General features: G+C 71.3%; 19 protein-coding genes and 2 tRNA genes. 16 read left to right on the top strand and 5 right to left on the bottom strand.

The window, feature by feature from the left end; translation table 11 throughout:
• Positions 1-127 precede the first annotated feature (127 nt).
• From BMW78_RS01405 to cimA, 7 genes are all read left to right on the top strand, one after another.
• Positions 128-3,238 carry a TolB family protein gene (locus BMW78_RS01405; RefSeq protein WP_218144188.1) on the top strand — a complete coding sequence of 1,037 codons (3,111 nt, stop codon included), beginning with the start codon at positions 128-130 and terminating at the stop codon, positions 3,236-3,238.
• Positions 3,239-3,429: 191 nt separating this feature from the next.
• The gene (gene serA / locus BMW78_RS01400) at positions 3,430-5,016 is read left to right on the top strand and encodes a phosphoglycerate dehydrogenase (protein WP_091755674.1); all 1,587 of its coding nucleotides are present in this window, start codon (positions 3,430-3,432) and stop codon (positions 5,014-5,016) included.
• Positions 5,017-5,327: 311 nt separating this feature from the next.
• Positions 5,328-5,417, top strand: a complete 90-nt coding sequence (locus BMW78_RS01395; RefSeq protein ID WP_091755673.1) for a 3-isopropylmalate dehydrogenase — start codon at positions 5,328-5,330, stop codon at positions 5,415-5,417.
• A 126-nt stretch (positions 5,418-5,543) separates the two neighbouring features.
• Entirely contained in the window at positions 5,544-6,611 is a 1,068-nt protein-coding gene (locus BMW78_RS01390; protein WP_091755672.1) for a 3-isopropylmalate dehydrogenase, read from the top strand.
• Between the two features lie 100 nt (positions 6,612-6,711).
• A complete protein-coding gene (locus tag BMW78_RS01385; RefSeq protein WP_091755671.1) occupies positions 6,712-7,830 on the top strand; it encodes a branched-chain amino acid aminotransferase in 1,119 nt (372 codons plus the stop codon).
• A 172-nt stretch (positions 7,831-8,002) separates the two neighbouring features.
• Positions 8,003-8,938: a type IV toxin-antitoxin system AbiEi family antitoxin domain-containing protein gene (locus tag BMW78_RS01380; protein ID WP_091755670.1), complete on the top strand. Its 936-nt coding sequence runs from the start codon at positions 8,003-8,005 to the stop codon at positions 8,936-8,938.
• 379 nt (positions 8,939-9,317) lie between these two features.
• A complete protein-coding gene (cimA, locus tag BMW78_RS01375) occupies positions 9,318-10,901 on the top strand; it encodes a citramalate synthase (RefSeq protein WP_091755669.1) in 1,584 nt (527 codons plus the stop codon).
• Between the two features lie 145 nt (positions 10,902-11,046).
• Here cimA and argG read toward each other — a convergent pair whose 3' ends face one another.
• Both argG and BMW78_RS01365 read right to left on the bottom strand, forming a co-directional pair.
• A complete protein-coding gene (gene argG, locus BMW78_RS01370; RefSeq protein WP_091755668.1) occupies positions 11,047-12,471 on the bottom strand; it encodes an argininosuccinate synthase in 1,425 nt (474 codons plus the stop codon).
• 35 nt (positions 12,472-12,506) lie between these two features.
• Positions 12,507-13,409: a 3-methyladenine DNA glycosylase gene (locus tag BMW78_RS01365; RefSeq protein WP_425439034.1), complete on the bottom strand. Its 903-nt coding sequence runs from the start codon at positions 13,407-13,409 to the stop codon at positions 12,507-12,509.
• A 198-nt stretch (positions 13,410-13,607) separates the two neighbouring features.
• Here BMW78_RS01365 and BMW78_RS01360 point away from each other — a divergent pair, with 198 nt between their 5' ends.
• From BMW78_RS01360 to BMW78_RS01340, 5 genes are all read left to right on the top strand, one after another.
• Positions 13,608-14,384 carry a fumarylacetoacetate hydrolase family protein gene (locus tag BMW78_RS01360; protein ID WP_091755667.1) on the top strand — a complete coding sequence of 259 codons (777 nt, stop codon included), beginning with the start codon at positions 13,608-13,610 and terminating at the stop codon, positions 14,382-14,384.
• Between the two features lie 81 nt (positions 14,385-14,465).
• Positions 14,466-15,989: a glutamate--tRNA ligase gene (gene gltX / locus BMW78_RS01355; RefSeq protein ID WP_091755666.1), complete on the top strand. Its 1,524-nt coding sequence runs from the start codon at positions 14,466-14,468 to the stop codon at positions 15,987-15,989.
• 129 nt (positions 15,990-16,118) lie between these two features.
• The gene (locus BMW78_RS01350; RefSeq protein ID WP_091755665.1) at positions 16,119-16,562 is read left to right on the top strand and encodes a cyclic nucleotide-binding domain-containing protein; all 444 of its coding nucleotides are present in this window, start codon (positions 16,119-16,121) and stop codon (positions 16,560-16,562) included.
• A gap of 168 nt (positions 16,563-16,730) precedes the next feature.
• Positions 16,731-16,802: transfer RNA gene (locus BMW78_RS01345), tRNA-Gln, on the top strand.
• Positions 16,803-16,912: 110 nt separating this feature from the next.
• Positions 16,913-16,985: transfer RNA gene (locus tag BMW78_RS01340), tRNA-Glu, on the top strand.
• A 60-nt stretch (positions 16,986-17,045) separates the two neighbouring features.
• Here the strand turns inward: BMW78_RS01340 and BMW78_RS01335 are convergent.
• Both BMW78_RS01335 and BMW78_RS01330 read right to left on the bottom strand, forming a co-directional pair.
• Positions 17,046-17,639 carry a nitroreductase family deazaflavin-dependent oxidoreductase gene (locus BMW78_RS01335; RefSeq protein ID WP_091755664.1) on the bottom strand — a complete coding sequence of 198 codons (594 nt, stop codon included), beginning with the start codon at positions 17,637-17,639 and terminating at the stop codon, positions 17,046-17,048.
• A gap of 131 nt (positions 17,640-17,770) precedes the next feature.
• Entirely contained in the window at positions 17,771-18,511 is a 741-nt protein-coding gene (locus tag BMW78_RS01330) for an IclR family transcriptional regulator (RefSeq protein ID WP_091755662.1), read from the bottom strand.
• Positions 18,512-18,633: 122 nt separating this feature from the next.
• On the opposite strand from BMW78_RS01330, the gene leuC reads away from it, so the two are divergent.
• From leuC to murA, 4 genes are all read left to right on the top strand, one after another.
• Positions 18,634-20,082 carry a 3-isopropylmalate dehydratase large subunit gene (leuC, locus tag BMW78_RS01325; RefSeq protein WP_091755660.1) on the top strand — a complete coding sequence of 483 codons (1,449 nt, stop codon included), beginning with the start codon at positions 18,634-18,636 and terminating at the stop codon, positions 20,080-20,082.
• A complete protein-coding gene (gene leuD, locus BMW78_RS01320) occupies positions 20,082-20,675 on the top strand; it encodes a 3-isopropylmalate dehydratase small subunit (protein WP_091755658.1) in 594 nt (197 codons plus the stop codon). Before leuC ends, leuD begins: the two co-directional genes overlap by 1 nt.
• Positions 20,676-21,117: 442 nt before the next feature.
• On the top strand, positions 21,118-21,861 hold the full coding sequence (locus BMW78_RS01315; protein ID WP_091755656.1) for an HU family DNA-binding protein: 744 nt from the start codon (positions 21,118-21,120) through the stop codon (positions 21,859-21,861).
• Between the two features lie 87 nt (positions 21,862-21,948).
• Positions 21,949-23,265: a UDP-N-acetylglucosamine 1-carboxyvinyltransferase gene (gene murA / locus BMW78_RS01310; RefSeq protein WP_091756487.1), complete on the top strand. Its 1,317-nt coding sequence runs from the start codon at positions 21,949-21,951 to the stop codon at positions 23,263-23,265.
• Here murA and cofC read toward each other — a convergent pair.
• Positions 23,262-24,173, bottom strand: coding sequence for a 2-phospho-L-lactate guanylyltransferase (gene cofC / locus BMW78_RS01305; protein WP_218144187.1), 912 nt, complete (start codon positions 24,171-24,173; stop codon positions 23,262-23,264). The genes murA and cofC overlap by 4 nt on opposite strands.
• Positions 24,174-24,304: the final 131 nt, after the last annotated feature.

Genomic DNA, 24,304 nt, shown 5'->3' with positions numbered 1-24,304 from the left:
GCGTGTCGGGCCCGGGCGTCGTCCGAACGGGTGGAAAACGGACACCGGGGCACCGTTGTGCCCAGCGGTCGCCTACCCTCGTGCGCGGCCCGACGTCTGGTGCGGGGATGCAGCAAGGGGAAGTCGGATGATCAGGGCCTGGGGCCGTCGTGTGCTGGTAGCCGCGGTGTCTGCCGCACTCGTCGCGGGCGGAGCCGCATCCGGCGCGGCAACCGTCGCCACAGCTGCCGAGCCCCTCGTGGCGACCGTCACCGCCTACGGAGCCCCGGATGGTGTCTTCGTGCAGTGGACGCCGCAGGACGGGTACAACCGCTCGTGGCGGGTCACCCGCACCGTGGACGGCAGCACGAGCACGTTCAGCTGGTCAGGCCAGCGGTACAGCGACACGAACCTCCTTCCCGGCCAGTCGGCGACCTACACGGTCGCTGCTGTCGACGGTTCGGGGACAGGACCGGAGTCTGTCCCGGCGACGGGGGCCAGGGACCCCGAGGGCTCGTCGGCGCCTGCAGGAGCCAGGACGCTCGTGTTGAGCGGCCCGGAGGATCCGGATGGCGTCCCCCTCCCCGGGCGCAGCCAGACGCTGGACCCCACCCTGGACTGGGACGGATCGGTGGCCCTGGGCTGGGGGTTGGGTCTCGCCTTCGGGCGACTCCCCGGGCCGGGCCGCTACGTCCTGGCGAGTGAGCCCCAGGACGGCGAGATCCGATTTCGAACCTACTGCCAGTCCGGTCCCCCTCGTGGGGTTGTCGACGTGCACGACGTGGTCTACGGGGCGTCCGGAGTGCCTCTGCAGCTCGGCGCCGACTTCGCCTGGTCGTGCGGCGACGGCCCCGTGCAGCGCAACCACGTCCGGTTCAACTCGGCGACGCCGTTGGCCGAGGTCCCCTTCGAAGGTCCGGGAACCAATCCCTCCGTGGTGCGAGGCGGTTCGGTGCAGACGGTGTGGCACCTGCGCAACACCGGTGACGCGCCGGCAACGATCGGACGGCTCGCTGCCCGGTCCGGCTACAGCGGCATCGAGCCCAGCACCTCGTCGGCGTGCGACGGCGTGGTGCTGGAGCCCGGCGCCTCCTGCGACGCGACGGTCACGGTCAGCACGACGAACGACGTGGCGCCGGCTCCGGACGGATACCCGCTTCAGCTCAGCGCGACGGTCGATGGCCAGCCCGGAGTGAGTGCCGACCCGAGGCTCAAGGTCTACCGGGAGCTCGCTGCTCCGACGGTTCGGTGGCTCGGGCGCACGACGAGCGCCGTGGCCTTGCGGATCGAGCTGCCGCAGGCCCAGGAGATGCAGCCACTGTCGGGCTTCCTCATCGAACGCCGGGTGGGGTCGGGGGCCTGGTCAACAGTGGCCCGCCCGGAGGGAACGAGTCTGGACTGGACCGACTGGTCGGCGCCGTCGGGCGCAGCAGTGACCTACCGTGTCACGACGGTGGCGCAGAACGGCGAGCAGTCGAACCCCTCCAGTGAGCTGAGCGGCGTGGTGCCCAGCGAGGCCGTCGTCTCGGGCAACTCCGGCCTCCGCGGCGGATCGGACCCGGACGACCCGGAGTGGGTGTCCCTGAGGCCGCCCTCCGACGGCATCGTGACCGGCATGGGAGCCTCCCCGGACCGCCAGCACCTCGCCGTCGCGACCTACGAGGACGGAGCGAACACGGCGCGCCTGTACCTCACCGACCTCAGCGGCTCCAACGGTCGGCTGCTCACCTCGAACAACTACGCCCACGAGTTCAAGCGCCTCCGCTTCTCGCCGGACGGCCGCCGCATCGCGTACGTCGACGGGTACGGCGTCGGCGAGACCGTGTCCATCGTGGACGTCGCGACGGGTGCGCTGTCCGCCGTACGCAGCCAGGGTGTCCCGTACGGCTGGTCGCCGGACGGGACCGCCCTGCTGATGGCAGGTGGCGAGACGCCCATCAACGAGCACCCGGCCGGCCTGCGATGGGTGAAGGTGGCCGGAGAGTCCTGGACCAGCGTCACCGGAACCTCAGCAGTCCCTGACGACAACTTCACGGTGTCGACGTCGGTGACGGTCTCCCGCACCGGGGAGATCGCGTGGGTCGGGCCGGCGTCGACCGGAGGCAAGGCCCTGTACCGAGTTCCCGCGGCAGGTGGCACGGCCTCGGTGCTGTGGGCTCCCGCGGGCTGTTCCCTCAACGAGCCGAGGTTCTCGCCGACCGGCACCGAGGTCGCCGTGGGCGTCGGCGGTGCGTCGTGCGTCGCGGGCAAGGGCACGATTGCCGTGCGGGTGCCTGCCTCAGGAGCTGCGACCAGCTGGCGTCGGCTCTTGAGCTGGAGCGGCCAGGACCCGGCCTGGACGACGACGAGCCGATCAGTGCCGACGACGACCGTCTCGGTGCCGGCCGTCACGTCCGCCTCGGCGCAGGTTCGGCTCGGCGGAGTGGACGCCGACGACGCGGTGGGTGGGCTCACGTTCTCGTGCCGGCTCGACGCCGGCGCGTGGAAGGCCTGTGGCCCCACCTGGGCGCTGAGCGATCTCGCTGCCGGCAGCCACACCGTCACGGCAGTCGCCACCGACCCCTCCGGCCAGCGCAGTGCGCCGGTCTCCGCGACGTGGACGGTCGACCGCGCCGCCCCCTCCGTGTCGCTGACCGCGCTGCCCACCGCGCTCCTCGGGTCCAGCCTCAGCCTGGCCTGGTCGGCCAAGGACTCCGGCGGCAGCGTCGTCGAGTCCTACGACGTGCGCGAACGGTACGCGTCGCCGTCCGGCGGCTACACGGCATACGTCTATCCCTCGACCTGGCAGAAGCGGACCTCGTCGTCACTGGCCCTGAAGCTGTCCGCCGGCTACAGCTACTGCTTCTCGGTGCGGGCCAGGGACAAGGTCGGCAACCTCGGCGCCTTCACACCGGAGCGGTGCACGAGTGTCGCGCTCGACGACCGCGCGCTGTCGAACCACGGCGGTACGCGGAGCACGAACAGCCGGTACCTCTCCGGCACCTACACCCGGTTGACCGGGACGCCCCAGTACCTCAGTCGCACCAGCGTCAAGGGCCGACGCCTGGGGCTCGTGGTGGCCACGTGCAGCACGTGCGCGCCGCTCGACGTGTGGGTCGGTGGCGTGAAGTGGGGGCGCGTCAGCACCTACAGCTCGACGACCCGCTACCGGCAGGTGGTCTGGCTCCCGCTGTCGTCCAGCACGCGCTCGGGAACCGTGGTGGTACGGCCGGCGTCGTCACGGAGCGCCTACGTGGACGGGCTCGTCATCCTCAAGTAGCCCGAACCGGGGTGTTGACCACATGTCGGGACCGCCCATCCACATGGTGAGCGCGGTCGTATGCTGACCGAGGCACAGCGCGGTGCCCCGCCCACCCGTCCCCGCGGATGTGTCGCCGCCGTGCCGCACACCCGGTGACGGGCCCGGGGGCCGCACCCCTCCCCGTGACTCCACCGACGAAGGACTGACACGTGACCAAGCCCATCGTGCTGATCGCCGAGGAACTCTCGCCCGCCACCATCGACGCCCTCGGTCCGGACTTCGAGATCCGCAACTGCGACGGCGCGAACCGCGACGAGCTGCTCCCGGCTCTCGCCGACGTCGACGCGGTGCTCGTGCGGTCCGCGACGAAGATGGATGCCGAGGCCATCGCCGCGGCCAAGAACCTCAAGGTCATCGCGCGCGCCGGCGTCGGCCTCGACAACGTCGACGTGCCCTCGGCCACGCAGGCCGGCGTCATGGTCGTCAACGCGCCGACCTCCAACATCACCTCGGCCGCCGAGCTCGCGGTCGGCCTGCTGCTCGCCACCGCGCGCAACATCGCCCCGGCCAACGAGGCCCTCAAGAACGGCGCCTGGAAGCGCAGCAAGTACGGCGGCGTCGAGCTGCTCGAGAAGAAGGTCGGCGTCGTCGGTTTCGGCCGCATCGGCCAGCTCGTCGCCGAGCGCCTGAAGGGCTTCGGCATGGAGGTCCTCGCCTACGACCCCTACGTCTCGGCGCAGAAGGCCGGCCAGCTCGGGGCGCGCCTGGTCCCGCTCGACGAGCTCCTCGCCGAGAGCGACTTCATCACCGTGCACCTGCCCAAGACGCCGGAGACCCTCGGCCTCATCGGCAAGGAGGCACTGGGCAAGGTCAAGCCGACCGTGCGCATCATCAACGCGGCCCGCGGCGGCATCGTCGACGAGGAGGCCCTCGCCGAGGCCCTGCGTGAGGGGCGCGTCGCCGGCGCCGGCATCGACGTCTTCGCCAAGGAGCCGACCACCGAGAGCCCGCTCTTCGAGTTCGAGTCGGTCGTCGTGACGCCGCACCTCGGCGCGTCGACGGAGGAGGCCCAGGAGAAGGCCGGCGTCGCGGTCGCCAAGTCGGTGCGCCTGGCCCTCGGTGGCGACCTCGTCCCCGACGCGGTCAACGTCTCCGGCGGCGTCATCGCCGAGGAGGTCCGCCCCGGCATCGCCCTCGTGGAGAAGCTCGGCCGCATCTTCACCGCCGTCGCCGGTGCGGTGCCGGTGCAGCTCGACGTCGACGTGCACGGTGAGATCACCGAGCACGACGTCAGCGTCTGGAAGCTCTCGGCCCTCAAGGGCCTGTTCACCGACCTCACCGAGGACCCGGTCACCTACGTCAACGCGCCGCTGCTGGCCGAGCAGCGCGGGGTCGAGGCCCGCCTGCTCACCGACCCGGCGTCGCAGGACTTCCGCAACGTCACCACCCTGCGCGGCACCCTGGCCGACGGCACGGTCGTCAGCGTCTCGGGCACCCTCACCGGCCCGCGCATGGTCGAGAAGATCGTCGGCATCAACGGCTTCGACCTCGAGGTGCCCCTCTCGGAGCACATGGCCTTCTTCACCTACGGCGACCGCCCCGGCATCGTGGGCGCCGTCGGCCGCCTGCTGGGGGAGGCCGACGTCAACATCGGGGGCATGCAGGTCGCCCGCGACACCAAGGGCGGTCGTGCCCTGGTGGCCCTCACCGTCGACAGCGCCATCCCCGCCGACGTGGTGTCCGCCATTGCCGCGGAGATCGAGGCCGAGGTCCGCGTCGTCGACCTCGAGGGCTGACCCACCGCCGCGTGGGTGGCACATCGGTGGCTCCTCGCGGAGGAGTGAATCCTGAGATTGCCGTCTCACTTTGTGGGAAAGCGCTGTCGGATAGTTGGACGTCCTCGTACCGTGGAGGACATGACGCGGCAGGTCGTACTCATTCACCGCCGCGGCGAGTTCCGGTAGCCAGCCCCTTCGCCGCGGAGATCCCGCGTTGCACGGCTGGCAGGCCCCCCGGAATACCGGACGAGGCCCCGCAGAACTCCCCACCACACAGAACTCCCCACCACAAGCGACTTCCCTTGCGCGACAAGGGGATCGGCAAAGGAATGATTCAGATGAGCGAAGAGGCCAAGAAGGCACGTCAGGCACTGCAGGAGTCGATGGACCTGCGGGAGCAGGGACACACCGACGACTGACGGTCGCCACACCAGCGACTGACCGTCGCCCGCGACGGACGGAATGGCCCCACGGCAGCTGCCGCGGGGCCGTTCGTCATGTGAGACATCGATATCAGATTGCAAGACCGTCCCTAGGGTGGGCTCATGGTCACCGACGCCCGGAACGCAGACTCCCTGAACATCGCCGTCATCGGCGGCGACGGCATCGGCCCCGAGGTCGTGGCCGAGGGCCTGAAGGTCCTGTCGGCGGCCACCGGTTCGGCCGGCCCCAAGGTGAGCACCACCGAGTACGACCTCGGCGCCCGGCGCTGGCACGCCACCGGCGAGACCCTCCCGGACTCGGTGCTCGAGGAGCTGCGCGGCCACGACGCCATCCTGCTCGGCGCCATCGGCGACCCTACGGTGCCGAGCGGCGTGCTTGAGCGTGGGGTGCTGCTGCCGCTGCGCTTCGCCCTCGACCACTACGTGAACCTCCGTCCGGCCCGGCTCTACGCCGGCGCGACGAGCCCGCTGGCCGTCGAGCGGGTGGCGCCGAACGGCATCGACTTCGTCGTCGTCCGTGAGGGCACCGAGGGCCCGTACGTCGGCAACGGCGGTGGCCTGCGCGTCGGCACCCCGCACGAGATCGCGACCGAGGTCAGCGTCAACACCCGCTTCGGCGTCGAGCGCGTCGTCCGTGACGCCTTCAGCCGGGCCGCCGCCCGGGAGCGCAAGCACCTCACGCTGGTGCACAAGCACAACGTGCTCACCCACGCCGGGCACCTGTGGCGCCGCACCGTCGAGGAGGTGGGTGCCGAGTTCCCGCAGGTGAGCACCGACTACCTGCACGTCGACGCCGCCACGATCTTCCTGACCACCGACCCGGGCCGGTTCGACGTCATCGTCACCGACAACCTGTTCGGCGACATCATCACCGACATCGCCGCCGCGATCGCCGGTGGGATCGGCCTGGCCGCCAGCGGCAACATCAACCCGGAGCGCACCACGCCGAGCATGTTCGAACCGGTGCACGGGTCGGCGCCCGACATCGCCGGCCAGGGCAAGGCCGACCCGACCGCCACGATCCTGTCGGTCTCGATGCTGCTCGAGCACCTCGGGCGCACCGAGGAGGCCGCCCGGGTCGAGCAGGCGGTGGCGGCCGACCTCGCCGAGCGCGGGGCCGCCACCCGCACCACCACCGAGATCGGCGACGCGATCACCGCCCGCCTGTAGGCACGCGCTCAGCGTCGGCCCCCGCCCGACCGGCGCCGGGGCAGCGGTAGCCTGCAGGGGAGACCCGACGCTGAGTCTGCAGAGACGTTTGGAGGCACTGATGACCGAGGCCCCGGCACTGTCCGAGCCCACGCTGACGTTCGCGATCGAGCGGCGCACGGACCCGCTCCCCGACGAGCAGCGCGAGGCGGTACTGGCCAACCCCGGCTTCGGCAAGACCTTCACCGACCACATGGTCCTGGCCACGTGGACCCCCGGTGACGGGTGGCACGACGCCCGCGTCACGGCATACGGGCCCCTCACCCTCGAGCCGTCGGCGGCCGTCCTGCACTACGCCCAGGAGATCTTCGAGGGCATGAAGGCCTACCGGCACGCCGACGGGTCGGTGTGGACCTTCCGGCCCGAGCAGAACGCCGCACGGTTCGTGCGCAGCGCCCGCCGGCTGGCGCTGCCGGCGCTGCCCACCGAGGCGTTCGTCGAGTCGCTGCGGGTGCTGGTCGACGTCGACCAGGCGTGGGTGCCGGGCACGGAGCACGGCGAGGCCAGCCTGTACCTGCGGCCGTTCATGTTCGCCTCGGAGGCGTTCCTCGGGGTCCGCCCGGCCGCCAAGGTCACCTACAGCGTCATCGCCTCGCCGGCCGGCCCCTACTTCAGCGGCGGCCTGAAGCCGGTGAGCATCTGGGTCTCCAGCGAGTACGTGCGCGCGGCACCCGGTGGCACCGGCGCGGCCAAGTGCGGCGGCAACTACGCCGCGAGCCTGGCCGCCCAGGTCGAGGCCTCCGAGCACCAGTGCGACCAGGTCGTCTTCCTCGACGGCCTCGAGCACAAGTGGGTCGAGGAGCTCGGCGGCATGAACCTGTTCTTCGTGCGCCGCGACGGAAGCATCGTCACGCCCGAGCTGACCGGCACGATCCTCGAGGGCATCACGCGCGACTCGATCGTCGAGCTCGCCAAGGAGCTCGGCCACGACGTCACCGAGCGGCGCATCTCCATCGACGAGTGGCGCGAGGGCGTGGCGTCGGGCGACATCGCCGAGGTCTTCGCCTGCGGCACCGCGGCCGTGGTCACCCCGGTCGGCCGGCTCGCCTGGGACGGCGGGGAGGTCGTCATGAACGGTGGCGAGGTCGGCGCGGTGACCGAGCGGATCCGCTCCACCCTGCTCGACATCCAGTACGGCCGCACCGAGGACACCCACGGCTGGATGCACCGCCTCGTCTGACAGGCAGGCGCAGGCGGTGTTCGGTTCTTCCATCGGGGACTGAAGGTTCAGTCGCCACCGGAGGAAGCCGAACACTGACGGCTCGTCCACAGTGCCGGACCGTCCCTCGCTGCGTCCACAGCCGAGGACGAACAGGTGGTGCCTCGCAGGTCCCGAGGGCGAGGGTCGGCCCATGCGCGCCTTTGAACCCGCTCTCGTCGACCTCGCGCGCGCCCAGCACGGAGCCTTCTCCTCTGCGCAGGCGCACCGTCTCGGCGTCGACGACCTCACCCTCAGCCGGCTCACCTTGAAGGGTGAGCTGGTCCGGGTCAGGCAGGCGGCATACCTGCTTGCTGCGGCAGTGGAGGCGTTGACGCCCGAGCAGCGCTACGCCCGTTCCGCCCGGGCGATCCTGCTGACCCGGCCACCGCTGACCTGGCTGTCACACCATGCCGCGCTTGCCATCGCGGGTCTGCCCCTTGTGGGTGTTGACCTCGCCCGCTTCGATGTCTGTGCCGAGATCAAGCGCTCGTTCCGCAGGAGCGGCCTCGTGTCCCATGTGCTGCCGGACCTCGAGCCGTGTCTGGTGGTCGACGGTGCCCGGTGTGTGTCGACAGAGCTGGCCATCGTCCAGACCACCTTCCTGAGTGGCCTCAGGGCTGGGGTGGTGGCTGCCGATGCGGCCCTGCACTCCGGTCTCGTCAGCTCGGAAGCACTGTCGGCTGCCGGCGTCAGGACCGCTCCCGGAAAGAAGCAGTCGCGGCAGCTCGAAGCCCTGCTGAGCGTGGTGGATGCGCGCGCAGAGTCTCCTGGTGAGTCACTCAGCAGGCTGCTGCTGACCGGCCTCGGCTGGCCCGTCAGCAGCCAGGTCGACATCTACGACGCCGCGGGCTTCGTCGGAAGGGTCGACTTCCTCGTTGGCGAGCGCGTCGTGGTGGAGTTCGACGGGCTCGTGAAGTACGAGGGTGCCGGCGGCCGCGAGGCCCTGGCCAGGGAGAAACGGCGGGAGGACCGGCTGCGCGCAGCCGGGTATGAGGTCGTGCGGCTCACCTGGGCGGACTTGCGTGCGCCGGAACGTGTGGCACGACCGGTGCGGCAGGCCATGGCGAGGACCCGGCTCGCCTCGTGACGGTTGTCTGGTTCTTGCACGGTGCACGGAAGGTTCGTCCTCCGCTGCAAGAACCGAACACGGCACATGGGGCAGGTCGCGTGCTGACCACCATGCGGACCGGGGTTCCGCTGGTCGGACGCGGTGTGCGACATTCATCCCGTGACGTCCTGGACGCTGGCTACCGCCACGGTGATTATCGACTAGCGCGACGAGAACTCCTCGTCGCGCAGACCTCCCACACCCGGGGGGTCTTTTGTTTTGTCGGGGAGCTCGACGAGACGAGGCGGGGCCGGCCACCACCCAGGGCCGACCGCGGGCGCGCAGGGAGAGAATGACCACCGGGACTGACGCGACGAGACCGAGCTCGATCCCTGCCGCACCACCTGAGGAACCCCTGATGACCGACCTGCACGTCTACGACACCACCCTGCGCGACGGCGCGCAGCAGGAGGGGCTGAACCTCTCCGTGTCCGACAAGCTCGCCATCGCGGCGCACCTCGACGAGCTCGGCGTCGGCTACATCGAGGGTGGCTGGCCGGGCGCGAACCCGAAGGACACCGAGTTCTTCGCCCGCGCCCAGCACGAGCTGCGGCTGCAGAACGCCACCCTCGCGGCCTTCGGCGCGACCAGGAGGGTCGGCGGTAACGCGGCCGACGACCCCCTGGTGCGCGCCCTCGTCGACTCCGGCGCCTCGGTCGTGACCCTGGTCGCGAAGTCGCACGCCGGCCACGTCGAGCGGGCGCTGCGCACGACGCTCGCCGAGAACCTCGAGATGATCCGCGACACCGTCTCCTTCCTGCGGGGCGAGGGGCGGCGCGTCTTCCTCGACGCCGAGCACTTCTTCGACGGGTATGCCGTGGACCGCGCCTACGCGCTCGAAGCCGTCCGGGCGGCGGTCGAGGCCGGCGCCGAGGTCGTGGCCCTCTGCGACACCAACGGCGGGATGCTGCCGAACCAGGTGGCCGACGTCGTCGCCGACGTGCTCGACGCCACCTCGGCCCGCCTGGGCATCCACTGCCACAACGACACCGGCTGCGCGGTGGCCAACTCGATGGCCGCGGTCGACGCCGGCGCCACCCACGTGCAGGGCACCGTCAACGGCTACGGCGAGCGCACCGGCAACGCCGACCTGCTGACCGTGGTGAGCAACCTGCAGATCAAGCGCGGCCTGGCCCTGGTGGAGGAGCCGCGCCTGCGCGAGGCCACCCGGATCGCCCACTCGATCAGCGAGATCACCAACGTCCCGCCCTACAGCCGCCAGCCCTACGTCGGCGCGAGCGCGTTCGCGCACAAGGCGGGCCTGCACGCGAGCGCCATCAAGGTCGACCCCGACCTCTACCAGCACACCGACCCGACGTTGGTCGGCAACGACATGCGCATGCTCGTCTCCGACATGGCCGGCCGCGCCAGCATCGAGCTCAAGGGCCGAGAGCTCGGCTTCGACCTCGCCGGTGACACCGAGCTGCTCACGCGGGTGCTGACCAAGGTCAAGGACCTCGAGCTGCGCGGCTACACCTTCGACGCCGCCGACGCCTCGTTCGAGCTGCTGCTGCGCCGTGAGGTCGTGGGCGAGGCGGCGCACGAGTACTTCGAGGTCGAGTCGTGGCGGGTCATCACCGACGCCCGCGGCGACGAGAACGCCCTCTCCGAGGCGACGGTGAAGGTGGTCGCCGGGGGAGAGCGCGTCGTCGCGACCGGCGAGGGCAACGGCCCCGTCAACGCGCTCGACCACGCGCTGCGCCAGGCCCTCTCGCCCGCCTACCCCGAGCTCGACAAGCTCGAGCTCATCGACTTCCGGGTCCGCATCCTCGACGCGGCGCACGGCACCGACGCCGTCACCCGCGTGCTCATCGAGACCTCCGACGGCTCCACCTCGTGGGAGACCGTCGGGGTCGCGGGCAACATCATCGAGGCCTCGTGGCAGGCCCTCGTCGACGGCGTTACCTACGGCCTCGTGCGAGCGGGCGTGCCCGTCCGCTGACACCGGCGCCCCCCGCCGCAACGCGACGGCCCCACTCCACCAGGAGCGGGGCCTTCGGCGTGTCCACCGGTATGCCGCGTGCCCGCGGACCACCGGAGCGCGTCAGACGGTGCGCGGGCCTCGGTGCGCGTCCAGCCGGTGCGCGTCAGTCGGTGCCGGACTCCATCGCGGCGCGGTCGAGGGCGTCGTCCTCGAGGTCGACGTTCGCAGCCGCCGGATTGGCGGAGATGGCCCGGGCACCGCCCGGCTCGAGCTCGCCCACGAGCTCCTGGTGACGCACGCCGAGGAGGCCGGCGGCGGCATACCCCTCGAGCTTGGCCCGGGAGTCCGCGATGTCGAGGTTGCGCATGGTGAGCTGGCCGATGCGGTCGACGGGGCCGAAGGCGGCGTCCTCGGTGCGCTCCATGGACAGCTTCTCCGGGTGGTAGCTGAAGCCGGTGCCCTTGGTGTCGAGGATCGAGTAGTCCTCGCCGCGGCGCAGCCGCAGCGTGACCTCGCCGGTGACGGCCGACGCGACCCAGCGCTGCAGCGACTCGCGCAGCATCAGCGACTGCGGGTCGAGCCACCGGCCCTCGTAGAGCAGCCGGCCGAGCCGGCGACCCTCCGCGTGGTAGTTCGCGATGGTGTCCTCGTTGTGCACCGCGTTGAGCAGGCGCTCGTACGTGATGTGCAGCAGCGCCAGTCCCGGGGCCTCGTAGATGCCGCGGCTCTTGGCCTCGATGATGCGGTTCTCGATCTGGTCGGACATGCCGAGCCCGTGGCGCCCACCGATCGTGTTGGCCTCGTTGACGAGGGCGACCGGGTCGGTGAACTCCTGGCCGTTGATGGCAACCGGGCGGCCCTGCTCGAAGCGGACCGTGACGTCCTCGGTCGCGATCTGCGCGGACTCGTCCCAGAAGGCGACGCCCATGATCGGCTCGACGATCTCCATCGAGGCGTCGAGGTACTCGAGCTTCTTGGCCTCGTGCGTCGCGCCCCAGATGTTGGCGTCGGTGGAGTACGCCTTCTCGGTGCTCGCGCGGTAGGGGAGGTCGCGGGCCTTGAGCCACTCCGACATCTCCGTGCGGCCGCCGAGCTCGGTGACGAAGTCGGCGTCGAGCCACGGCTTGTAGATCCGCAGCGCCGGGTTGGCCAGCAGGCCGTAGCGGTAGAACCGCTCGATGTCGTTGCCCTTGAAGGTCGAGCCGTCGCCCCAGATGTCGACGCCGTCCGCGTGCATCGCGCGCACCAGCAGCGTGCCGGTCACCGCGCGGCCGAGCGGCGTGGTGTTGAAGTAGGTGCGGCCGCCGCTGCGGATGTGGAAGGCGCCGCAGGCGATCGCGGACAAGCCTTCCTCGACCAGGGCGGCGCGGCAGTCGACGAGGCGGGCTAGCTCGGCACCGTAGGCACCGGCGCGGCCGGGCACCGAGTCGATGTGGGGCTCGTCGTACTGGCCGAGGTCGGCGGTGTAGGTGCAGGGCACGGCACCGTGCTCACGCATCCAGGCAACGGCCACCGAGGTGTCGAGACCACCGGAGAACGCGATGCCGACCTTCTCGCCGACGGGGAGTGATGTGAGGACCTTGGACACGAGAGCCAAGCCTACGGGGCGCCGCGGCGGCCCACTCACCGCGTTCGAGTCGTGGTCTCCTCGTCGGCAGCGGCCCGCAGGACCTCCACCGCGTCGAGCAGCCGCTGCCGCAGCACTTGGCCGCGCGCCGAGAAGCCGCGCTGCGCGGCGGCATACGCGGCCTTGCCGGCAGGCGTCTCGATGGGCACCGGCTCGTAGCCGAGCGCGGTGAGGTCGTAGGGGGAGGCGCGCATGTCGAGCTCGCGGATCTCGCGGGCGACGTCGAAGCAGTCCATGATGAGGTCGCTCGGCACGGCGGGGGAGAGCTTGTAGGCGAGCTTGTAGAGGTCCATGCCGGCGTGCAGGCAGCCCGGCTGCTCGAGGTCGGGCTGGCTCTCGCGGGTGGGTTGGAGCAGGTTCAGCGACCGGGCCGGCGGGGTGTAGAAGCGGAACGCGTCGTAGTGCGAGCAGCGGATCTGGTGCGCCTCGACCACCTCGTCGGTGCCGGCGCTGCCCAGCCGCAGCGGCCAGCCGGCGTGACGCACCTCGTCGTCGCCGAGCCGGTAGACCATCGCCCACTCGTGCAGGCCGAAGCAGCCGAACTGCGCCTGCCGGCCGAGGGTGGAGGCGACCAGGCGTGACGCGAGCTCGACGGTCTCCCGGCGCGCCTCGAGAAAGGCCGCTGCGTCGAGCACCACGTCGTCACCCTCGACGCGGTAGTGCTTCCACGTCGCGCGGGGCAGGCCCGCGGCATCGGCGAGCCGCACGCCGGGGCCGGGGTGCCAGCGGCGCAGCTGCGCCGGGCGGTGCGAGTAGTAGGTGAACAGGAAGTCCTCGACCGGGTGCTTGCGCCCGTCGCCGCGGCGGCGCAGGTGGGCGGCCGTGGCGGCGTCGACGCGGGCGTGGTGGGCCGCCTCGAGGGCCTCCCACCCACTCCTGTCCATGACGCGTGCCGGCACGGGCACCAAGCGTAGATCGCCTCTTGCGGCACCTGGTCTCGCGGTGGGACGGTGCAGTCAGGTGTGGGGTCGGGCGCAACGAGGCACCCATCCTGGGAGCGGGGCCCGCCAGGAGCCCTCCGGTCGCGCGTGGGTCCCGGAGAGTCCGCAGGGAGTCCCCCGCAGGCGGTGCGGGTTGGCCGTCGTTAGGCTCGGCTCGTGCGTATCGCGAGGTTCACGACAGGAGACGACCCGAAGTTCGGCCTGGTCGACGGAGCAGGGGAGAAGATCGCCGAGATCACCGGCGACCCGCTGTACACGAAGATCGAGCTGACTGGTGACACCCACGAGGTCGCCGACGTGCGGCTGCTGGCGCCGGTCATCCCGCGCAGCAAGGTGATCGGCATCGGCAAGAACTACGCCGACCACGCCAAGGAGATGGGCGGTGAGGCGCCGGCCGAGCCGCTCATGTTCCTGATCCCCAACACCGCGGTCGTCGGGCCCGGCGAGCCGGTGATCATCCCGACGGACCTCACCTCCGAGGTGCACTACGAGGGCGAGCTCGCCGTCGTGATCGGCCGGCTCTGCAAGGACGTCGAGCCGCAGGACGTCGCGAAGGTCGTCTTCGGCTACACCTGCGCCAACGACGTCACCGCGCGCGACCTCCAGCGCGGCGACGGGCAATGGGCCCGGGCCAAGGGCCTGGACACGTTCTGCCCCATCGGCCCCTGGATCGAGACCGACCTCGACACCAGCGACCTGTCCCTCGTCACCCGCCGCGACGGCGAGGTGGTGCAGGACGGCACCACCGCCGACATGGTCCACGACGTCGCCACGCTGGTCTCGCACGCCTCCAAGGCGTTCACGCTGCTGCCCGGCGACCTCATCCTGACCGGCACGCCGGCCGGTGTCGGACCGGTCGTGGCCGGCCAGCGCGTCGAGGTCGAGATCGACGGCATCGGCGTGCTCTCGAACCCCTTCGTCGACAAGGACTGACGGCCCCGCCCCAGCGGCGGGCGGGGTGGCCGACCGGTGCGGGAAGGGCGCCACGGCGGCGCCCCTAGAATCGGACCCACCATGAGCGAAACCTCCTCCGCCCCCGTCCGGCTGCGCGTCGCCCCCTCGCCGACCGGCGACCCCCACGTCGGCACGGCATACATGTCCCTGTTCAACCTGGCGTTCGCGCGGCAGCAGGGCGGCCGGTTCGTCCTGCGCATCGAGGACACCGACCGGGCGCGGTTCCGCGCCGACAGCGAGCAGCAGGTGTTCGACACCCTGCACTGGCTGGGTCTGACCTGGGACGAGGGACCCGATGTGGGCGGGCCGTACGCGCCGTACCGGCAGTCGGAGCGGCTCGACACTTACCAGCCCTACGTGCAGCGCCTGCTGGAGGAGGGGCACGCCTACCAGTGCTGGTGCTCGACGGAGCGCCTCGCCGAGATGCGCGACAAGCAGCAGAAGCTCAAGCTGCCGACCGGCTACGACCGGCTCTGCCTCGGCAAGACCCGCGAGCAGCGGGCGGAGCTGCCCGGCTTCAACGAGACCCCCGTGGTGCGCATGCTCGTGCCCGACGACGTCGAGCTGCACTTCGACGACCTCATCCGCGGCCGGGTCTCGGCGCCGAGGCCCGACGACCAGGTGATCCTCAAGGCCGACGGCTTCCCGACCTACCACCTCGCGGTCGTCGTGGACGACCACGAGATGGGCATCACCCACGTGGTGCGCGGCGAGGAGTGGATCAGCAGCACCCCCAAGCACATCCTGCTCTACCGCTGGCTCGGCCTGGAGGCACCGAAATTCGCGCACATGCCCCTGCTGCGCAACAACGACAAGTCCAAGATCTCCAAGCGGAAGAACCCGGCCGCCCGGCTCACCTGGTTCCAGGAGCAGGGCTACCTGCCCGAGGCCCTGGTGAACTTCCTCGCGCTGCTGGCCTACCCGCCGAAGCAGGACGCCGAGGGCAACGACGTCGAGGTCTTCTCGTTCGCCGACTTCGCCAAGGACTTCGACTGGACCAAGGTCAACCCGGTGGGGCCGATCTTCGACCTCAAGAAGCTGGAGTGGCTCAACGGCGTCTACATCCGTGAGCTCGAGGTGGGCGACCTCGCCAGCCGGCTGCTGCCGTTCCTCCAGCGTGACGGCGTGCTGTCCGGCAACCCGAGCCTGGGCGAGCTGGCCCGGCTGAAGTCGATCACCGAGCTCATCCAGACCCGGATGGCGCTGCTGTCGGAGGCCACCGCCCTCGTCGCGCCGTTCTACGTCGCGGACGACGCGCTCGAGATCGCCGACGACGCCCGCGGCCAGCTCAAGGACGGCGCCCAGGAGGTGCTCGCAACGGCGCTGCGGGTGCTCGGTGGAATCGACGACACGGGCACCGGGGTGCTCGGCTCCGAGAGCGGCTGGAACGCCCCGGCCATCGAGGCGGCCCTGCGCGAGGCCATCGTCGAGGGACTGGGCATCAAGCCGAAGCTCGCGTTCGGCCCGCTCCGCACGGCCGTCTCCGGCCAGCGCATCTCGCCGCCGCTGTTCGAGTCGATGGAGATCCTGGGCAAGACCTCGACGCTCGCCCGCCTCCAGCGCCTGCACGACGAGCTCGTCTGACGCGGGCTCGTCTGTGGCGGTCGGCCGGGGCCCGTCTGACGCTGGCTCGTCTGACGCGGGCTCGTCTGCCGCGGCCGCCTACGTTTTCCGGACGAGGCAGCGGCCCGGGGTGAGCGCCACACTGGGCGGATGTCGCACCTGACGCGCTCGGCCCTGCCCGACCTGCTCGCGCGGATCGACCTGTTCGCCGGGCTCCCCGAACCGGTCATCGCCGACCTGGTGGCCTCCGGCTCCACCCTCCGGACCCCGGCCGGCCACCCTGTCGTGACGCAAGGAGACGAGGACGCCGGCCTCCAGGTCGTCCTCGACGGCACGGTGGTCGTCGAGGTGGGCGGTGTCCGGCGTCCCGGCGAGCTCGGCCCGGGCGACTACTTCGGGGAGATCTCGGTCATCGACGGCGGTGGCCGCTCGGCGACCCTCGCCGCGGGGGAGGACGGGGTGGAGACGTTCGCCATCTCACCCCTGACGTTCTGGCCGCTGGTCGACCGGCACGCCTCCCTGCGGCGCTCGCTGCTCAAGGGCCTGTGCGCCCGGATCCGCGCCCTCGACGCCGAGGCCAACGCCACCTGCTGAACCGCCTGCTGAACCGCCTGCTGAACCGCCTGTTGAACCCCCAGCAGGCCGCCTGTCGAGCCCAGCTTCACGGCACTGCGACCCGATTTGGGCGAGCGTCGGTGCGGCCGGTAGAGTCTCCTCTCGGTTCACCGCCGGACCTCCGAGGCCTCGGCAGTGATACCCCCTTGGGGTATGGTGTAATTGGCAGCACGACTGATTCTGGTTCAGTTAGTCTAGGTTCGAGTCCTGGTACCCCAGCGCGTGTCCTCCGGTCGCGAGACCAGAGGCCGATTCGGAGAAATCCACACCAGCCGGTATGGTTCTCTCCGCTGCCTGAAGCGTTGGAAGGCGAATCAGGCACCAGCTAGGGCCCCGTTGTGTAGCGGCCTAGCACGCCGCCCTCTCAAGGCGGTAGCGCGGGTTCGAATCCCGTCGGGGCTACGCGCCCAGAGCCCCCGTCCAGCGGACGGGGGCTCTTCGCATGTCGGGCCGGTGCCTCGCTCAGGCGCTGTGCTCCCGGACGAACCACCGGAACCACAGGGCGGAGGCCGGCACCAGCCACACCCACGCCAGGTCGGACGTCAGGGGTGCCGGGCCCTTCTCCGTGGTGGGCTCGAGCCGCCGCAGGTGCAGGCGCTGCCAGTTCGCGGCGATGTCCTCGTCGGTGTCGTGCAGGCCCTGGGAGGCGAGGTAGAGGCCGAACCAGGAGGCAGCGAAGCGGCGCAGGGCCCCCACGACCTCCATCGCCTCGGCCTCGTCCTCGAGCGGCACCGCGCGGACCACCTGTGTCCCGCCGCGCCACTGCACGGTCGCGACCGGGTTGGCCACGATGTTCCGGTACCACTGGGAGCGCCCGCCGTACGGGCACCACAGGTAGATGCGGTCGCCGATGACGTGGGGGTAGACGGCGACGTGCCGCGGCAGCCCGGTCGAGCGCCCCCTCGTCGTGACGACCATCCACACCCGCCCCGTCAGCGGCCCGAACCCCAGCCGCCAGAGGGCGAGCGGAAGCCCGATCAGCTCACGCGACCACCACGTGTCGAGGTAGTGGCTGGTCTGGGTGCCTTCGCGGGTGAGGGTCTGGTGCTCCGTCATGCGACCAGCGTCACCCAGGGTGGCCAGCCCCGCCTGAGTCCAACGTCCCGCCGACCCGATGCTTCCGACGTGCTGACCGGGGAGCCGCCGGTATGCCGCGTGGCCAGGCACGCGGCATACCGGCCCGTGGGTCAGGCGTTCTGCTGCTGTTGCTGCGCGTGGTGGCGCGCCAGCACCTCGGTCAGCTTGTTGGCGCCGGCGACCACGGTCGCGGCGTGCAGCCGACCCGGCTGGCGGGAGAGCCGCTCGATGGGGCCCGAGATCGAGACCGCGGCGACGACCCGGCCCGACGGGCCGCGCACCGGCGCCGACACCGACGCCACGCCGGCCTCGCGCTCGCCGACGCTCTGCGCCCAGCCGCGGCGGCGCACGCCCGAGAGCGTGGTGGCGGTGAACTTGGCGCCGTGCAGCCCGCGGTGCAGGCGGTCGGGCTCCTCCCAGGCGAGCAGCACCTGGGCGGCAGAACCGGCCAGCATGGACAGCGTCGCGCCGACGGGGATCGAGTCGCGCAGGCCGACCGGGCGCTCGGCGGCCGAGACGCAGATTCGGTGGTCGCCCTGGCGGCGGAAGAGCTGGGCGCTCTCGTTGGTGTGGTCGCGCAGTGCCCCGAGCACCGGGCCCGCGGCGGCGAGCAGCTTGTCCTCGCCGGCGGCGGCGGCGAGCTCCGCGAGGCGGGGGCCGAGCACGAACCGGCCCTGCATGTCACGGGTGACGAGACGGTGGTGCTCGAGCGCGACGGCCAGACGGTGGGCGGTCGGGCGGGCCAGGCCGGTGGCCGTGACGAGCTGCGCCAGGGTGGAGGGCCCTGCCTCGAGGGCGCCGAGAACGACGGCGGCCTTGTCGAGGACGCCGACCCCGCTAGTGTTGTCCATGCATTGATATTGACGTCTCATTGCCTGAGACGCAAGTTCACGCACGTGTGTCGCGGTGCGAACCTCCCAGTACGGCGCGCAGGGGCGCCGTTTCTTACAGACCCCGGTCGAGGAGAGGGAACGTGTCAGGAACACTGGCCGAAAAGGTGTGGGACGCCCACGTGGTGCGACGCAGCGAGGGGGAGCCCGACCTGCTCTACATCGACCTCCACCTGCTCCACGAGGTGACCAGCCCCCAGGCCTTCGACGGCCTCCGCCTCGCGGGGCGCAAGGTCCGCCGCCCGGACCTCACCCTGGCCACCGAGGACCACAACGTCCCCACGACGCCGGGTCCGATCACCGACCTCGTCAGCCGCACCCAGGTCGAGACGCTGCGTCGCAACTGCGAGGAGTTCGGTGTCCGGCTCTTCCCGATGGGCGACGCCGAGCAGGGCATCGTGCACGTCGTCGGCCCCCAGCTGGGCCTGACCCAGCCGGGCATGACGATCGTCTGCGGTGACAGCCACACCTCCACCCACGGCGCGTTCGGCGCGCTGGCCTTCGGCATCGGCACCTCCGAGGTCGAGCACGTGCTGGCGACCCAGACGCTGCCGCTCAAGCCGTTCAGGACCATGGCGATCAACGTCGAGGGTGAGCTTCAGCCGGGCGTCACCGCCAAGGACATCGTGCTCGCCGTCATCGCCAAGATCGGCACCGGCGGCGGCCAGGGCTACGTGCTCGAGTACCGCGGCAGCGCCATCCGCAGCCTGTCGATGGAGTCGCGGATGACCATCTGCAACATGTCGATCGAGGCGGGCGCCCGCGCCGGCATGATCGCCCCCGACGAGACCACCTTCGACTACCTCAAGGGCCGTGACCACGCCCCGACCGGTGACGCCTGGGACACGGCTGTCGAGGAGTGGAAGCAGCTGCGCACCGACGACGACGCCGTCTTCGACGCGGTCGTCGACCTCGACGCCAGCGCGCTGACGCCGTTCGTCACCTGGGGCACGAACCCCGGCCAGGGCCTGCCCCTGGCCGAGTCGGTGCCCGACCCCGAGACGATCGCCGACGAGAACGAGAAGGCGGCTGCCCAGCGCGCCCTGGAGTACATGGGGCTCGAGGCCGGCACCCCGCTGCGCGACATCCGCGTCGACACCGTCTTCGTCGGCTCGTGCACCAACGGCCGCATCGAGGACCTCCGCGCGGCCGCCTCGGTCGTCAAGGGCCGCAAGGTCGCCGACGGCGTGCGCATGCTCGTGGTGCCCGGCTCGGCGCGCGTGCGGCTCCAGGCCGAGCAGGAGGGCCTCGACGCGGTCTTCACCGAGGCCGGGGCCGAGTGGCGCCTGCCCGGGTGCTCCATGTGCCTCGGCATGAACCCGGACCAACTGGCACCGGGGGAGCGCAGCGCCTCGACGTCCAACCGCAACTTCGAAGGGCGGCAGGGCAAGGGCGGCCGCACCCACCTGGTGAGCCCGCTGGTCGCCGCCGCCACCGCGCTGCGGGGCACGCTGTCCAGCCCGGCCGACCTGCTCGACAGGGATGCCGACGCGCCCGTCGCCGCCGCGGCGGCCACCGAGGGGAGCCACTGATGGAGTCGTTCACCACCCACACCGGCATCGGCGTCCCGCTGCGACGCAGCAACGTCGACACCGACCAGATCATCCCCGCGGTCTATCTCAAGCGGGTGACCCGCACCGGGTTCGAGGACGGCCTGTTCGCGGCCTGGCGCAAGGACGAGACCTTCGTCCTCAACAACGACGCGTATGCCGCGGGCTCGGTGCTCGTGGCGGGGCCGGACTTCGGGACCGGCTCGTCCCGCGAGCACGCCGTCTGGGCGCTCATGAACTACGGGTTCCGGGTCGTCATCTCCAGCCGGTTCGCCGACATCTTCCGCGGCAACAGCGGGAAGCAGGGCCTCCTGACGGCCCAGGTCGACCAGGGTGACGTCGAGCTGATCTGGAAGTACCTCGAGAACGAGCCCGGCGCCTCGGTGACCGTGGACCTGGTCTCTCGCACCGTCACTGCCGGCGACATCGTGGCCCCCTTCGAGGTCGACGACTACACCCGCTGGCGCCTGCTGGAGGGCCTGGACGACATCAGCCTCACGCTGCGCCACGAGCAGGACGTCACCGACTTCGAGGGCCGTCGACCGTCCTACAAGCCCACGACGATCGGGGCCTGAGAGGCCACTGCCACACGGCCTCACGGCGGGATTGCCCTCTCCAGCGGCGTGTCCGCCAAAGAATTTTCGACAGACCTCCTCGGGGACCCGGCCCCGGACGGCGCGACCCGCCGTCCGGGGCCGTTCCGTTGCCGTCGCAGTACCCAGCTGAGAGCGGCCGCCGCACGAACTGGGTTGAAGCGCAAGGGATCTCGCTGCGGGACGCCCGGACTGTCGCCGTCACCGCAGAGGTCTCGCTGGCCCCGTCAGCGGCTACCCGGACGACGTCAGGCGGTCCCCAGAAGGGGACGAATGCCGTTGCGACACAATGGATCGGCCGATCGTTGTGGTGGACGCGGCGGGTGCTGGGCCATAACGTCAGCACCATGTCGGGCTCCAGCCCGGCCGCTCACCACCTTCGCTGGGCCGCTGGTCCAGCGCCGGACCCTGTGGAGGGGACAACGTGAACAAGGCAGAACTGGTCAAGGAGCTGGAGTCGCGCCTGGGTAGCCGCAAGGCCGCCAACGACGCGCTGACCCACGTCGTGGACGTGATCATCCGCGAGGTCGCCAAGGGCGGCAAGGTCGCGATCACCGGCTTCGGCACCTTCGAGAAGTCGGCCCGCGCCGCCCGCACCGGCCGCAACCCGCGCACCGGTGAGACCGTGCGGATCCGCAAGACGAACGTCCCCAAGTTCCGCGCCGGCGCCGGCTTCAAGGACGTCGTCGCCAACCCCAAGAAGCTGCCGAAGGCTGCTGTGGCAGGCGCTCGTGCCGCGGCCGGCAGCGCTGCCGGCGTCGCGGTCGGCACCGCGGGCCGCGCGGCCGCCACCGCCACGGGTGCGGCCAAGAAGGCCACCACCAAGAAGGCGGCTCCGGCCAAGAGGGCCGCGGCCACCACCGGCACCACGGCGAAGAAGACGTCGACGGCGGCCAAGAAGACCACCAAGGCCGCTCCGGCCAGGAAGACGGCCGCCACCAAGACCGCCGCCGCCACCAAGACCGCCACCAAGACCGCCACCAAGACCGCGGCCAAGAAGTCGACCGCCAGCAAGGCGACGGCGAGCCGGTCGACCGCGAAGAAGTCGGCTCCGGCCAAGACCGCTGCGAGCAGGACCACGGCCAAGAAGACCACGGCCAAGAAGTCCGCACCGGCCAAGACCGCCGCCAAGAAGACGACGACCAAGCGCGCTGCGAAGAAGGCCTGACCCGCGGGCTGCTCGCACCGACTGACGGCGAGGGAGGCCGGCGCCCACGGGTGTCGGCCTCCCTCGCCGTTTGCCATGCTGTGGGGCATGACTGACGTCCTCACGGTCAACGGTGGCGCACCCCTGGTCGGTGACCTCGAGGTCCGCGGGGCCAAGAACCTCGTCTCCAAGGCGATGGTGGCCGCCCTGCTCGCCGAGGACCGCTGCCGACTGCGCAACGTCCCGGAGATCTCCGACGTGAAGATCGTCTCCGGCCTCCTCGAGCTGCACGGCGTGCGGATCGACTCGACCGACCGTGACGGCGAGCTGCTGCTCGACCCGACCAACGTCGAGCAGGCGCACGTCGCCGACATCGACGCGCACGCCGGTTCCTCACGGGTGCCGGTGCTGCTCTGCGGCCCCCTGCTCCACCGGCTGGGGGAGGCGTTCATCCCCGACCTCGGCGGCTGCCGCATCGGCGAGCGGCCGATCAACTACCACCTCGACGTGCTGCGGCAGTTCGGTGCCGACGTGCAGAAGCGCCCCGAGGGCCTGCGGCTGACCGCCCCAGGTGGCCTGCGCGGCGCCAAGGTGCACCTGCCGTACCCCAGCGTCGGCGCCACCGAGCAGGTCCTGCTGACCGCGGTGCGGGCCCAGGGCGTCACCGAGCTGAGCAACGCCGCGGTCGAGCCCGAGATCATCGACCTCATCTGCGTGCTGCAGAAGATGGGCGCCATCATCAGCGTCGAGACCGACCGGGTCATCAAGATCGAGGGCGTCGAACGGCTCGGCGGCTTCGACCACCGGGCCATCCCGGACCGCATCGAGGCCGGTTCCTGGGCCTGCGCCGCCCTGGCCACCCGCGGCGACGTCTACGTGCGCGGCGCCCAGCAGCAGCCGATGATGCCGTTCCTCAACGTCTTCCGGAAGGTCGGCGGCGCCTTCGACATCGACGACGAGGGCATCCGCTTCTGGCACCCGGGTGGCCGACTGGAGTCCCTCGCCCTCGAGACCGACGTGCACCCCGGCTTCATGACGGACTGGCAGCAGCCCCTCGTGGTGGCCCTGACCCAGACCAGCGGGCTGTCGATCGTGCACGAGACGGTCTACGAGAACCGGCTCGGCTTCACCGAGGCGCTGGCGGAGATGGGTGCCGTCATCCAGCTCTACCGCGAGTGCCTGGGCGGCTCACCGTGTCGCTTCGGCCGGGCCAACTTCCGCCACTCGGCGGTGATCTCCGGCCCGACGCCGCTGCGCGGAGCCGAGATCACCGTGCCCGACCTGCGCGGCGGCTTCAGCTACCTCATCGCCGCGCTCGCGGCGGAGGGACAGTCGAAGGTGCACGGCATCGACCTGATCTACCGCGGCTACGAGCGGTTCTCCGACAAGCTCGACGCCCTCGGCGCCTCCTACGACGTCGGCTAACCGATGCGCTGGTCGTCGCCGATGCCGACGATCCAGAGCCTCTCGACGGTCGTCCTGCCGTCGGCGAGGTCGATGCTCACCCGCTGACCCGGCCGCAGGTGCCGCAGGGAGCTGCGGCCGAACACCTCGGCGGAGAACGAGACCTCGCGACCGTCGTCGAGCAGGGCGGTGCCGGCACCGGTCGCCTCGTCGAAGGTGTGCACGCTGGCCTGCATGTCCGGCAGCGTAGCGCCCGGGCCGGCCAGCACCGCCGTCGTCGCGGCCCCCACCCCGAGCCGCTGCGCGGCCCGCAGGGACCCGTCGTCGTCGACGTCGGTGCGCAGCCGGGGGAGGTCGAGCTCGAGCCGGTGGTGACCGGCCGCGGTATGCCGTGCGGCCGAGCCCGCGCCGAACGCCGGTTCGAGGTGACCGTCCAGGGAGGTGAGGAGCACCGTGCCGGTGCCGTCGGCGTCGGGGACGACCGCGAGGGGGTGGGCGGCCGCTGCCTTCAGGCCGCTCAGGAGGTCGGCAGGACGCAGGGCCGGCAGGTCGCCCAGGAGCACCCCGACACCCTCGCGGGTGGCCTGCCTCCCGGTCGGCCGCAACAGCGCCGCGCCCTGGTGGGCGGCGGCGGTCGAGGCGGCCCGGACACCGGCTCGCACCGCTTCGTTCAGCCCACGGCCCGGGTCGTGCACGACCACGGCTCCGAGCCCCGCGGCATACCGGGCCACGCCGTCGTCGGCGGTGACGACGTGGACGCACGCCGGTGGGAGCGCGGAGGTGACGGCGTCGAGGCAGTCGCGGGCGATGGCCCACGCCAGCGCGGCCCGTGGCACACCGGCCGGCGGGTGCAGGCGCGACTTGGCCCGGGTGCCGCCCTTGACGGGCACCACGAGTCGCCAGGACACCTCGAGCGCGGAAGTGGTCATCGACACGATCGTCGCAAGCACCCGCAGGTCGCTCGACACCGGCCCTGCCACCCGCGAAGATGCAGTCTCGACCCCGTCAAGAGTGGAGTAGTGGTGACCCCAAGCGGCAGACGTCCCCTGCCTTTCGCGTA

It is taken from the genome of Pedococcus cremeus, assembly GCF_900111375.1.
GTDB lineage: Bacteria > Actinomycetota > Actinomycetes > Actinomycetales > Dermatophilaceae > Pedococcus_A > Pedococcus_A cremeus.
This window is presented reverse-complemented; position numbering and strand designations above follow the sequence as displayed.

Excerpts from the sequence above, each read along its gene's own strand:
- murA (WP_091756487.1), top strand. The coding sequence starts at position 21,949 with ATGACTGACGTCCTCACGGTCAACGGTGGCGCACCCCTGGTCGGTGAC.
- gltX (WP_091755666.1), top strand. The coding sequence starts at position 14,466 with ATGAGCGAAACCTCCTCCGCCCCCGTCCGGCTGCGCGTCGCCCCCTCG.
- leuD (WP_091755658.1), top strand. The coding sequence starts at position 20,082 with ATGGAGTCGTTCACCACCCACACCGGCATCGGCGTCCCGCTGCGACGC.
- BMW78_RS01335 (WP_091755664.1), bottom strand. The coding sequence starts at position 17,639 with ATGACGGAGCACCAGACCCTCACCCGCGAAGGCACCCAGACCAGCCAC.
- BMW78_RS01380 (WP_091755670.1), top strand. The coding sequence starts at position 8,003 with ATGCGCGCCTTTGAACCCGCTCTCGTCGACCTCGCGCGCGCCCAGCAC.
- BMW78_RS01385 (WP_091755671.1), top strand. The coding sequence starts at position 6,712 with ATGACCGAGGCCCCGGCACTGTCCGAGCCCACGCTGACGTTCGCGATC.
- BMW78_RS01390 (WP_091755672.1), top strand. The coding sequence starts at position 5,544 with ATGGTCACCGACGCCCGGAACGCAGACTCCCTGAACATCGCCGTCATC.
- BMW78_RS01330 (WP_091755662.1), bottom strand. The coding sequence starts at position 18,511 with ATGGACAACACTAGCGGGGTCGGCGTCCTCGACAAGGCCGCCGTCGTT.
- BMW78_RS01350 (WP_091755665.1), top strand. The coding sequence starts at position 16,119 with ATGTCGCACCTGACGCGCTCGGCCCTGCCCGACCTGCTCGCGCGGATC.
- cofC (WP_218144187.1), bottom strand. The coding sequence starts at position 24,173 with ATGACCACTTCCGCGCTCGAGGTGTCCTGGCGACTCGTGGTGCCCGTC.
- BMW78_RS01405 (WP_218144188.1), top strand. The coding sequence starts at position 128 with ATGATCAGGGCCTGGGGCCGTCGTGTGCTGGTAGCCGCGGTGTCTGCC.
- cimA (WP_091755669.1), top strand. The coding sequence starts at position 9,318 with ATGACCGACCTGCACGTCTACGACACCACCCTGCGCGACGGCGCGCAG.
- BMW78_RS01395 (WP_091755673.1), top strand. The coding sequence starts at position 5,328 with ATGATTCAGATGAGCGAAGAGGCCAAGAAGGCACGTCAGGCACTGCAG.